At 25.8% G+C, this 13,280-nt stretch carries 11 protein-coding genes; all 11 read left to right on the plus strand.

Annotation, left to right across the window (positions count from 1 at the left end; genetic code table 4):
- Nucleotides 1–31: 31 nt before the first annotated feature.
- Nucleotides 32–310, plus strand: coding sequence for a hypothetical protein (locus tag SCORR_RS01905; protein ID WP_094048573.1), 279 nt, complete (start codon nt 32–34; stop codon nt 308–310).
- Entirely contained in the window at nt 311–4,015 is a 3,705-nt protein-coding gene (locus SCORR_RS01910; RefSeq protein WP_094048575.1) for a protein translocase SecDF, variant type, read from the plus strand. It abuts the gene before it with no gap.
- A gap of 3 nt (nt 4,016–4,018) precedes the next feature.
- Nucleotides 4,019–4,540 (plus strand): adenine phosphoribosyltransferase, encoded by a 522-nt coding sequence (locus tag SCORR_RS01915; RefSeq protein WP_094048577.1) that lies wholly within the window; start codon nt 4,019–4,021, stop codon nt 4,538–4,540.
- A 176-nt stretch (nt 4,541–4,716) separates the two neighbouring features.
- Nucleotides 4,717–7,029 (plus strand): RelA/SpoT family protein, encoded by a 2,313-nt coding sequence (locus SCORR_RS01920; RefSeq protein WP_169709028.1) that lies wholly within the window; start codon nt 4,717–4,719, stop codon nt 7,027–7,029.
- 19 nt (nt 7,030–7,048) lie between these two features.
- Nucleotides 7,049–7,411, plus strand: a complete 363-nt coding sequence (locus tag SCORR_RS01925) for a MerR family transcriptional regulator (RefSeq protein ID WP_094048580.1) — start codon at nt 7,049–7,051, stop codon at nt 7,409–7,411.
- A 76-nt stretch (nt 7,412–7,487) separates the two neighbouring features.
- Nucleotides 7,488–8,477 (plus strand): aldo/keto reductase, encoded by a 990-nt coding sequence (locus SCORR_RS01930; RefSeq protein ID WP_094048582.1) that lies wholly within the window; start codon nt 7,488–7,490, stop codon nt 8,475–8,477.
- Between the two features lie 181 nt (nt 8,478–8,658).
- Complete coding sequence (locus SCORR_RS01935; RefSeq protein ID WP_157705332.1) at nt 8,659–9,831, plus strand: ABC transporter ATP-binding protein; 1,173 nt, start codon at nt 8,659–8,661, stop codon at nt 9,829–9,831.
- A 48-nt stretch (nt 9,832–9,879) separates the two neighbouring features.
- Entirely contained in the window at nt 9,880–10,572 is a 693-nt protein-coding gene (locus SCORR_RS01940; protein WP_094048586.1) for a hypothetical protein, read from the plus strand.
- A 110-nt stretch (nt 10,573–10,682) separates the two neighbouring features.
- The gene (locus SCORR_RS01945; RefSeq protein WP_094048588.1) at nt 10,683–11,495 is read left to right on the plus strand and encodes a hypothetical protein; all 813 of its coding nucleotides are present in this window, start codon (nt 10,683–10,685) and stop codon (nt 11,493–11,495) included.
- Nucleotides 11,496–11,615: 120 nt separating this feature from the next.
- Nucleotides 11,616–12,320: a DeoR/GlpR family DNA-binding transcription regulator gene (locus SCORR_RS01950; RefSeq protein WP_094048590.1), complete on the plus strand. Its 705-nt coding sequence runs from the start codon at nt 11,616–11,618 to the stop codon at nt 12,318–12,320.
- 3 nt (nt 12,321–12,323) lie between these two features.
- Nucleotides 12,324–13,262, plus strand: coding sequence for a 1-phosphofructokinase (locus tag SCORR_RS01955; RefSeq protein WP_094048592.1), 939 nt, complete (start codon nt 12,324–12,326; stop codon nt 13,260–13,262).
- Nucleotides 13,263–13,280 lie beyond the last annotated feature (18 nt).

A 13,280-nucleotide genomic window follows, 5' to 3' on the forward strand; every position in this document is an offset into this window, starting at 1 on the left:
TGTTTATAATTATTTAGGTAATGGTGATTAAATGAATTATAAAGAATTAGAGACGGCTACATATGATATGTTGGATCTAAAATTAACAGAATTAAGAAAAGAAATACCAATCATTAGTTTTAAAAATCTTATTGATTATTTTGAAAATATAATATTAAAAAATAATAAGATTTATGACCTAAATGATATTGCATTTTACGTAATGAATATTAAAATAAATAAAGTTTGTGAATATTTAAATTTTGTTGAAATATCTACTGCTAGTAATTCAGATATAAAAAATGATTTAGAAAGTATATTAGAGGGATAAGTGATTAACGTGAATAACAATAATAAGAAAAAAAACTTTAAAAAATCTACAATATTCAAGTTTTTTACTTTATTTATAATTTTATCTTCATTAATTCTTTCGATTTTTTTCTCTTCTCTATTCTTTTCAGAAAAATATAAATTAGGTTCTGATTTTAAAGGGTATTACTCGGCTTTAGTAAGTGTCAATAATATTAATAGTGATAATACCACTGATAATCAACCTAACGGAGATGCAAAAGAAGCTGCTAAAGTTCTTAATGATCGTTTAAATCCAATGGGAAGTAACCAAATTATTATTGAAACAGCTGGTAAAAACTTCTTGAAAGTAATGTCTCCAATTGATATTTATGATAGTGAAACTGTTTTTGAAAACCAAATTCAAAGAAACGGTGGAATAGTACTACTTAACAGCGATAATAAAGATCTACAAATATCTGGTGAAGATGATAAAGTAACAAGAAAAGGTATTACTGATTATTTTTCTTCAGCATCATCTACAACAATTACTGCAAGGTCTGCAAAAGAGCCCGCAATTTCATATGATTTAAATGGAGATAATTTCACATCTTTATTTCCATCAGACGAAACAAATGCAACTCCTTTAAATCTAAAAATTATGATTGATGCAGATGGTTTTTTCAATGATATTCGAAACTATTACAAACTTGTATCTGGTGAAATGAAAGATAGAGTTTCAAACTTTTTTGATATAATTATTACACCTTTAAGAGACGCTTATAAAACTGCAGATGATGACACAAAGGCAATTTTATATGATTTGTTTTATGGAAGATGGAGAACAACTACTTCAGGTGGTGTTAATGACTATAGTTATGATTCTATTATAAGCAATGATTCTATTACTAAAGATGTATTTTTAAACGATATTGTTGATTCATTTACTTATGAATCTGATACTTCTAAATATGTTTATGATGCTAATGCAAAAACAGAAGATTTTACTAATGATGATGGTAAATATAAAAACCCAATAAAAATTTATAAAGCCAATCAAGGTCATAACCTTATCGACTTTAAACGAATTGATAAGAGTTTCTCATTATTAAGCACAAGTTTAATAAATTTCTATAATAATAATAAAGAAACAATTTTAAATAAAAATAAAAAATATTATAACAACATGGAAAGTTATTTCTTATTTAATGGTTCAATACTTAAATCAGGAAATGAACTAAACGAAGGTTATATCAAAGATAATAAGCTTTACACTAAAGTTGATACAGATTCAAAAGCGAGAATTGGTGCTTCATTATTTAATGCATCTGGTAAAGGGTTTGTATTTAAAGTAAATAGTATGGCAGTAAATACAGCCTCTGTTACAAATATAATGTTGATAATAGGTTTAGTTTTTATAGCGATTGTTACACTATCGTTACTAATCTATATGTGTTTCTTCTATAGAATTCTTGGATTATTTGCAATGGTTATTACCTTGGCAATAATAGGAGTGACTTTACTAATAATTACATTATGATTTGGATTAACTATTGGTCCTGAAACTATAATTGCAGGTTTCATAATCGCGGCAATAAGTGTTGAACTATTCTCGATGATCTTTGAGAACATGAAGGAAAGTTACTTCCTAAAACAAAGAGGTATTAAAACAAGTTTTAATATTTCTATTAAGGAAAATATATCTTTAATGCTTGATATTTTAGTAGCTATATTAATACCTGCTATTAGTATGTTTTGATTAACTTCTAACACTATTCAATCATTTGCAATTATATTAACCATAGGTAGTTTAGTGACAGTATTATTCGGTATCATTGTGGGTCTAATATTATTTAAAGTATTTTTATCAACAAACATAATAAATAAGTGACCAAGCATGTTTGCTTTAAACACAGTAGCGCCAAATTATAATGTTTCAAAATTGCTTATAAATATTAAAATAAATAGTTTAAAAAATAAAATTTCAAAAAATAATAAAAATGGTAAAGAATCATTAAACGATCCTTTAAACACTAAATTAGATATACTAATAAAAAAACTTGAAGAATATGAAGTTAAGAAACAAGCTAAATTAAATAAAACAAACGATAGATACATTAAAAAACTAAATTCAAAACTTGATAAATATAATGCATTTATTCAAAAACTTGATAAGGATAAAAATGCTTATCGTTATCAGAAAGTAGAGTTTAAAATTAGAGATATAAAATACTTACTTGGTAATGATGCGCAACAAGTTGATGATGAAATTTTACTAACTTCAACTAAAGAAAAATTAAGAATTAAATCAACAGAAAAAATTATTTACACAGGATTAAAAACTATTCCATTTATCTCAATGTTTTTAATTATGTTATCAATTATTTTAGGGTTCTTTGTTGGTGTTAGATATGATAATACATTTGGTGGTAGAACCGAGTACACATTATGAGGAGATAGAATAGGTACTGTTTATGATCAAATGAACAACCTTGATGATGAAGCTCCAACTCATTTGTTAGATAAAGTTCAAGCTTTACAAAAAGAGTTTGATGATTATAACAATTATAATCATTCTCAAACAGAGATAGATTTTAAGAAAACAGAAATTGTAAAAGAATTTATTAGTTACTCTTTTTTAAATATTGATGTTGTAAATAATATTGCACATGCACCTACTAATAAATCTTATAAATCAACTCCATTTACTATAACTGATGGAAATTCATTCTCTTATAATGATACAAATTCAACATTAGAAAATGATATTAATTGAATAACTTTAAGCGTATCAACTACTGATAATTCTCAATCTGCGATTGTTAAAAGATATTTTGCTAATTTATATGTTTCTAAAGAAGATGAATCTACATACGATTCAGGATTTATTACAAAACGTATTAGTCCTTCAACAATGCTTGATTTAACAATTCAACTTGCTTATAGTGTTTTAGCACTTATATTAGCTCTAATTATTTATATAATAATTAGATTTAAGTGAACATATTACGTTGCTATTGCATTGTCAATAATTATTACTCCTTTAGTTTTAAGTGCAATAATAATAGCATTCCAAGTTCCTTTCGGAAACTTGATAATTGTTGGTATTACAACTTCAATCATATTTGCAATTACTACAGCATTTGCTATTTTTGGTAAGGTTCGTAGCACAATTGCATCAAGAAATGAAAAATCACTTGTCACTTACTTTAATAAAGAAGTGGATTATGCATATGAAATTAAAGACAAAAAACGTAAAATAAATCATGAAATTTTCTTAGAAAAACAAGCTATTAAAATTAAATTAAGCGAAAGAAAACACTCGCGTGAAGAATTAAGACAATATAATCTTGACTTTAATAAGTTTGTTTATGATAAAAAAGCAGAATACAAACAGTTTGCAAAAGAGAATAAATCATTGATTTATAAAGTGGCTAAAGAAAATAACTACCTTTCAGAAGTATTGGCAAAAACATTTAAATTTGGTATTAAAAGATTCATATTAATGTCAGTTCTATTCTTTGCCCTATCTTTATTATTGATCATTGCAATTAATCCAATAGTTTATTTTGGAATTTCAATAATATTAGGTGTATTAATTTCAAACTTAGTTGTTTTATTTATATCATTACCTGTATTTATATATCTTGAAAAAGTTAGAATAAGAAATAATTTAGCTAGAAAAAGATTTATTAATAAATTAGTTGTATCAAATGAAGAGCAAATAATAGAAGGATTAAACGACTAAAAAATGAAACAATTTGACTTAAAAAAGTTCATAATAGAAATTAAAGATTTTCCAATCAAGGGAGTTGGTTTTAAAGACATAACTCCATTATTAAAAAATGCTGAGGCATTTAGATTTGCGGTTGATAAAATGGTGGACTTTGTTAAAAAAGTTAAAGCAAATGTGATCGTCGCACCTGAAGCAAGAGGGTTCTTGTTTGCTTCTGCAGTAGCTTATGCATCAAATTGTGGTTTTGTTGTTGTAAGAAAACCAAAAAAGTTACCAAGAGAAGTATATGAAGAATCTTATGATTTAGAATATGGTACAAATAAATTACAATTACATAAAGATGATTTAAAGTCTGATGATAAAGTTGTTGTAATCGATGATGTTTTAGCAACCGGGGGTACAATTAAAGCAATTATAAAACTTGTACAACATACAGGGGCTAAAATAAATGGTTTATTATTTCTTGCAGATTTAAAGTTTCTTCATGATAAAGATTTATTTTCAGAATATGAAAATGTATCGTTAATTGAATATTAAAAAAGTAATTTTATGTTACTTTTTTTCTAATTTTAGTTAAATTACGATATTTTACATATTAATTAAAATATTATAAAATAAATTAATAAGAAAGTATAATATCTACAAATTAAATTTTATGTTAATAAAACATATATATTAATATTTATAAAAAAATTATGAAAGGATGTATTATTTTGACTTCACTTGATTATGAGTTTGACTATGTAGAATGTAGAGATGTTAATACTTTAATATCTGAAATGAAAAAATATATTAAAAATAAAAAAACGATCGATGAAGTTAAAAGGGCATACTTTTATGCAGAAGATAAACACAAAGATCAGAAAAGAAAAAATGGAGACCCATTTATTGTTCATCCATTATCATCAGCGTACTATTTAGCTCAATGAAGAATGGGACCAAAAACTATAATTGCAGGACTTTTACACGATGTTATTGAAGACACCCCAGTAACATTTTCTGAAATTGAAGAAATGTGAGGAACAGAAGTCGCTGATATTGTTGAAGCTGTTACAAAAGTAAGTTATTTCACTAAAGAAAATCGTGAACAAATGAAGGCTAATTATTTAAGAAAACTTTTCTTATCAATGATTAGAGATATTAGAGTTATTATTGTTAAAATTGCAGATAGAATGCATAACCTTCTAACATTAAAATATATGAGTGTTGAAAGACAAAAAGTTATTGCAAAAGAAACTTTAGAAATTTACTCAACTATTGCTCATAGAATTGGTATGAAATCTGCGAAAAATATATTAGAAGACTATTCATTCTATTATTTGAATCCTCAAGAATATAATAAAATTAAAAACTTACTTGAAGAAGATATTGAAGCAAGAAAACAAATAATTGTTGATATGATCAACGATATATATAAAAAATTTAAAAGCTATGGATTATCGAATGATACTATGGTATTTGGAAGATCAAAAACAATTTATTCTATATATAGAAAAATGCACCAATTTGGTAAAGCGTTTTCAGATATTAATGACATATTAGCAATTAGAATAATCACTCCAAAGGTTGATGATTGTTATAAAATTTTAGGTTGAATACATAGTATGTTCACTCCTTTATCTGGAAGATTTAAAGATTATATTTCTACTCCTAAAAATAATTTATATCAATCAATTCATACAACTTTAGCTAATAGGGATGGTATTATTTTCGAGGTTCAAATTAGAACTATTGAAATGGATGAAATTGCAGAGCACGGGGCTGCTGCACACTGAAAATATAAAGAAGGAGAAAGATCAATTAGTGTAGAAGAAAAACAAAAGGAAATTGATCAAAAAGTGGATATGTTCACAAGATTAATGAATCTTGAAAAACTAGCTTATGAAAACTTAGAAATGGAATTTAATGACGAGCATAATTTTGATTTTGAAAGTGAACTTGAAGAAACTTTTAAAAGTGATTACTTAGCTCCATTAATTTATATACTTACACCCGATGGAACGGTAGTTACATTACCGTTTGGCTCTACTGTTTTAGACTTTGCATATAAAATTCATACTGAAATAGGTAATACTACTGTTGGTGGAAAAATAAACGGTGTTTTTTCACCATATAATACAATTTTAAACTCTGGTGAAATGGTAGAAATACAGACATCAAAAGAAGTGAAACCTCAAGAAAAATGGTTAAGATTTGTTAGAACAGCTGCTGCAAAGAAAGCTATTGAATCATATTTATCAGAACAAAAGATTAAAGAACAAAAAGAAGAGAAAATAACTAATAAAAAAATAATATTAAAAACAAAAAGAAGAATTGATAAATATATTATTGACAATCAATTAAAATGAAAAGTTAATTCTCATGAAGAAATATTGAAAAAACTTGAAGAACTAGACTTTAAAAATATAGATGAATTCTTGTTAAATGTTGGGAATGGTCATTATACAATTGAAGAGGCTGTTAACTATGTTTTTATATCAAAAGAAAAATTAAAAGATATTGAAGTTATAAATGATATTAAGACTAGAAAGTTTATGTCTTCCAAAGCTAGAAAAGATTTAATAATAAATGGACTTAATCAGGTAGAGTGTACTTTAAGTAATTGTTGTTATCCAATACCATACGAAAATGTAGTAAGTTTTATTACTAAATCTAAAGGTATTCAAGTTCATAAGGATAACTGTATTAATATTAAAAATACAAAATCTGTTAAAAATCTACTAAGAACTTCTTGAAATAAAGAAATTTCACAAGACATTAAGTATAATACTAAAATTAGAATTGAAACTTATGATAGACCTTCGTTATTCTTAGATATTATTTCATTAATAGCAAATAGGAGATCAAGTATTCACGAGGTTAGACTGATAGTAAATAACGAGACTTATACTGTTAATATTAGTTTAAATATATTAGTTTCAACATTGGATGAATTAAATTCATTATTAACAAATATTACAGAAATTCCAGGTGTAATAAGTGTAAGAAGATCTACCAATGAAAAAGAAGATATAAAACAATTCTAATATATTTAAAAGGTGAACTATGGAGAAATTATATTTAAAAGATGTATCAAAAGAATTAAGTATACCAGAATATGTCTTACGTTTCTATGACAAAAAAGGAATTATTCCATTTATTCAAAGAGATGAAAATAATTATCGTTTTATATATAAAGATAAAATTGAATGATTAAAAATAATTGTATGTTTAAAAAAAGTCGGAATGCCTTTAAAACAAATTAAGAAGTATATTGACCTTGCATTAGAAGGTGACTCAACAATAAATCAAAGATTAGAAATGATATTAAAACAAGAAAAAGAGACTTTTAAACATATTGATATGTTAAAAGAACAATTAGAATACATTGATTATAAAAAACAATATTATAAAAATAAATTAAAATAGTTATCAAAGTACTTGCATTAACCTTACTTCAATCTATTAGTATTAATATATATTAATAATTAAAAAAGGAGAAAGCATGAAAAAAAGAGTATTAGGACAAGGTCTAGAAGTATCAGAAATAGGACTTGGTTGTATGGGTTTAAGTTTTTCACTACCACCATTCCCACCAAAAGATGAGGCAATCAGTTTTATTAAAGAAGCATATAAAATGGGAGTAACGTTTTTTGATACTGCTGAAATTTATGGTCCATTTAATAATGAAGAATTGCTAGGAGAAGCTCTTCATGATGTTAGAGATAAAGTTGTAATTGCAACTAAGTTTGGTTTTAAATATGGTACAAATAATGAAGTATTAGGTTTAGACTCTAGTAAAGAGAATATTTTAAGGGCGTTAAATGGATCTTTGAAAAGATTGAAAACAAGTTATATAGATGTATTCTATCAACATAGAGTTGATCCGGACACTCCAATAGAAGAAGTCGCAGAACTTATGAAACAATTAATAGCTGAAGGAAAAATAAAACATTGAGGTTTAAGTGAAGCATCTGCTAGTACAATTAGGAGAGCTCATAAAACTTGTCCTGTTACAGTGTTACAAAGTGAATACTCAATGTTTTGAAGAGAAGCTGAGGAAAAAGTTTTACCAACATTAGAAGAATTAAATATTGGTTTTGTTCCTTTTTCTCCATTAGGAAGAGGATTTTTAACAGGTGCAATTAAACCTGGTCATGTATTTCCTCCTAATGATTTTAGAAGTACTGTACCAAGATTTAACAATAAAGAATTTATGCAAAAGAACTATGAATTAGTTGAATACGTAAAAAGTCTAGCTGTTAAAAAAAATACAAGCCCTGCATCAATAGCTATTGCATGGTTGTTAGCTCAAAAAAGTTATATAGTACCAATTCCGGGGACTAAAAAAGTTTCTAGGCTTAAGGAAAATCTATCTGCAACTGATGTGAAATTTACCAATGAAGAATTAACAGAAATTAAAAAGTATTTAGATAGTATTGAATTGATAGGACACAGATACAGTGAAGCAAATGAAAAAACTGTTGATAAATAAGATTAAAATCACTTTAAAATTATAAGGTGATTTTTATTTATATAATTCTTTTATTATTATTAGTGTTAAAATATATGAAATTAATATTTAAAAAATGTATTTAAGACAACCAATATATGGGTAGTAAAAAACTAGGTTTTAGTGTATAATATATTTATTATTTATGTTTCGAGGTGAAATATTGGAAAATTATGTAATTGAGTTTAAAAACTATGTAAAAAAATTTAAGAACACAAAAATTGGTCCCCTTAATTTCCAAGTTGAAAAAGGTAAAACAACTGCAATATTAGGAGCTAGTGGTAGTGGTAAATCAGTGGTTATTAAAACTATGATTGGTGCAATTTCAAACTTTGATGGAGAAGTAAAGGTTTGTGGATATTCAAAAAAGAAAAGAAAAGCTCACTTAGCAAACAAGGATATAAGCTTTTATACACAAATGGACTTTTCATTATATGAAATGAACGTTGTTACATACTTAAAAAATATGTGTATTGTTTTAGGGGTTAATAAAAAGTCAATAAATCACAAAGTAGATTATTGATTAGACTTTTTTGATTTAAAAAAAGATGCTCATAAAAAAATTAAAAACTTTTCATGAGGTATGCAAAATAGATTAAGTCTAATATTGTCACTAATAAAAGATACAGATGTAATTATATTAGACGAACCAGGTGCAAACTTAGATTCTTCTTGAAGAAATAAAATGAGAAATTTATTAATCGATTACAAAAATAGAGGTAGAACAATAATAATTACTTCTCATAATATTGATGAAATTAATGATTTAATTGATTATTATGTTGTTCTTGAAAAAGGTAAGTTAGTATTTACAGGTACAAAACTTGATTTAAATATGTATGCAAAATACAAAATGTATTTTTATGAAAAATTTGATTACGAATCATTCCAAAAGTTTTTAAGTGGTAAGAATATTAAAGCATTTAAATATGATGAGTTAGAAAACTCTATTGTTTTTGCAACTAACTCTACTAAGGAAATTAACTGAATTTTCTTATATTTAATAAAAGAAACAACACCAATTTTAAACTTAGTAAAATTACCTGTAAATATGGATTCAATATATAAGGCTTTAGAAGATAATAATGATTATCAAAAAGAAGTTACTCAAATATTCCAAAATGCTGTTCCAGACAAAAAATCATTGAAATTAGCTGAAAAACTTGAAAAAAAGGCAAAAAAAGAAATGGAACAACAAAACTTAGAGATAGAAGATAAAAAATATTATAAAACTTTAGAGAATTCAAATTTTTCAAAGCCAATTGAAAATATAGAATCAAAAGAATTAAATGCTTTAGAAGATATCAAAGATAAAAAGGAAGCAAATAATAATTAGAAATTAAGTTGGAAAAATATAAGTACAATTTAAAGTAAGGGTGAAGATATGTATTACATAATGTGGGTAAGAAATAACTTATTTTATATATTAGATCAAAACAGAATTTTTTGTGGAATGTATGATAATTTCCAAAAGGCTCTTTATGCTTGTCAACAAATGAATGGGAATTTATTATCTGGTGCTATTTCAACATCTCCATACTCATTACCATACAATAGTGGTTCTGTGTATACTCCGATGCCTTTGATCAACCCGAACAATTTAAATACTTATAGTTTCTTAAGTCCAAATCCTGCACCAAACTATAATTACCAACAACCTCAATTTAGACAACCTCAATATCAACAACCTCAATTCCAACAACCATTTGTAAGTAATTTTAATTACCAACAACCGCAAATGAACCAACAACCTCAATATCAACAACCACAAATGGCTGAACAACCTCAATATCAACAACCACAATATAACAACTTTAATAATGGTTATACAAGTTTTTCTCAACCAACCCAAGATTTGGTTACTCCTCAACCTGTCTATCAACAACCAATTGTTAATGAACCCCAACCCCAACCACAGCCTCAACCCCAACCAATTAAAGAAGTTGAACCGATTGTACCAAAAGTTGTTGAAAAACAAAAAACAGAAGAGTTAATAAATTATGATAATTCAACTGATGAATGGAATATTGATTCAAAAAAAGTAAAAAACTTTATTGATAAGTTTTCTAAAAAATAATTCTGTTTTTAAAACAGTTTTTATTTACCAGGATACGCTCTTGTACTTAAATAGACAATGAAATTATACCCATTTTATGGTATAATGTTAATTATAGTAGGAGGATTTCTATGAAAAAAGAAATGATCTATTTACCAATACAAGAATTCATACAGGCAAACTTAGATTTTAATATTGCTTCTAATAGAAAAGAATCTGAATATGATTTTAATTTTACTAGATGAAAAACAATTATCTTCTCAAGTCAAAAGCTAAAGTTTATTCTAAAATATTGTCAAGCAGTATTCCAATGGTTAAGTAAAGTTGTAAATATACAAAATTTTAATATATCAATTGATACAACAACTGTCGATAGATTTAATTTATCAATATATGAGTTTGATAGACATGTATTTAATTGTTCTCTATTTACAAATTTTTATTTAATAGAGGAAGAAGATTGATCAACAAAAGTATTCGAGATGCATTTTTCTAAGTACGACCTAACAAATGGAGAATTAAGTTTAAAAGACTTAACAAGTTTCTGGAAAGGTGAGGAAGGTTTTGAAAAATTTGTTAATGTATTATATGCGATAATAAAAGAACCTTATAAATACGAAAAAGTTTCTCCAATACAATGACAAATTGATTTTAAAGATAAAAAAATATCTTCATCACAAATTAGAATGCAACTTGCATCATTAGTACAAACAGGTATTAGACCTCAAGACCCGTATTTAACAATTGAACAAGCAGAACAAATTGAAAATGGTGCAAATCCATACGCAATTGCTTCAAAACTTAAAGAAGAGTCAAAAGATAAAGAAATTATCAATCCGATTTGAGATGAAGCTATTGAGCAAGAAAATATTTATAAAGATTTAAACTTTGCAATGAAAAAATCAAGGGGAATATCTGACAAACCAAGAAAAAGAAGAAGATAGACTAAATGTCTTTTTTTTATTATCAAAAAAACCAAAAAAAACCAAAAAAAGACATAATTTTAACAATAATAGTTGTTTTTTGGTTTATTAAGAGTATTATATATTTGAGGTGAGTAAAGGATGTTTAAAGAGAAACGATTTGAATTAATTGTTGACTTTGTAAATAAAAATGGATATGCAACTAATGAAACCATATCAAAAGTATTAAAAATACCTTTTACCACTTTAAGACGTGATTTAAATGAATTACATAAAAAAAATTTTATTGTTAAAGTTCATGGTGGAGCTAAAACATTAAAAGAAAAATCAATATTAGAATTAAACTATCTAGAAAAAATGGGTGATAATATTGAACAAAAAAAGATAATTGCTGAAAAAGCATTATTATGTATAAAGCCGAATGAATCTATTTTTCTAGATGCTGGTTCAACAACTTATTATTTAGCTAAAATTATAAAAAAAGAATTTAATAATAAAATTTATACTAATTCAATACTTCATGCTCAAACCTTAGCAAATAATGGTATAGAAGATATAAATATTCTTCCTGGGAAGTTAAAATTAAAAACTAATGCCATTGTAGGGGTCGAAACCATTAAAGCGTTGAGAAAATATTATTTTGATATTTCTTTTATAGGAATTAACGCGATCGATTCAGAGTATAATTTCTATACCACTGATGAGGATGAATCTGAAATTAAGAAACTAGTGATTCAAAATTCACAGTTTGCATTTGGATTGGCAGATAAGAGTAAACTAAAGTCCAAGTCTTTTGTAAAATGTGGGGATAAATCACAGCTTGCAGTTATAGATGAAGAGGTGTAATAGATGATATATACATTAACATTAAATCCTGCTTTAGATCACATTATTTTAGTTGACAATGAAATTGAACTTGGTGTAACTAATTACTATAACGAAGATTATAGTGTTATTGGCGGAAAAGGAATAAACGCTGCAATTATTTTAAATAATTTAAATGCAGATGTTAAAGCCATTGGAATATTAGGTAAATCAAATCAAAACATGTTTCTAGATAAATTTAAAGAAATAAAACTAAAAAATAGTTTCTTTATAAACGAAGGAAGTACAAGAGTCAATTATAAGATAAAAAATTTAAAAATGAAACAAGAAACAGAATTAAATGGATTAGGTTTTAATGCTGAGCAAAAAAATTTAGATAGTATTAAGGATTTCTTTGAAAGTAATTTAAAAGAAAATGATATTGTTGTATTAACTGGAAGTATTGCTAAAGGCATTACTAATGATATCTATAAAGTTATTGGAAAAATAGTTAAAGAGAAAAGGTCATTACTAGTTTGTGATTGTACAAAAGACTTATTAACAAATGTTTTAGAAGTAAAACCTTATTTAATAAAACCAAACCTTGAAGAAATATGTGCAACATTGAAAATAAGTTTTAGAGATGATTTTAGTTTAGATGAGATTAAAAAACTTGTTAATGAACTTAAATCAATGGGAGCTGAAAATGTTTTGTTAAGTATGGGATCTAAAGGTAGTATGTTCTTTGCTAATAATAATGATATTTATAAAGTCGGAGTTGCTAAAGGTAAACTCGTGAACTCAGTTGGTGCTGGAGATAGTATGTTAGCTGGATTTGTTTATGGCTTACATAATAACTTAAGTATTGAAGATACATTGAAATATGCTGCTGCATCTGGTGGTGCTACAGCATTTACTGAGTGATTAGCAAATAAAGAACAAATTTATTCATTGGTTAACCAAATCGAAGTGAATAAAATTTAGTAAAAAAATAGAGAGGTA

Origin of the sequence: Spiroplasma corruscae (assembly GCF_002237575.1) — a bacterium.
Taxonomy (GTDB): domain Bacteria; phylum Bacillota_I; class Bacilli_A; order Mycoplasmatales; family Mycoplasmataceae; genus Spiroplasma_A; species Spiroplasma_A corruscae.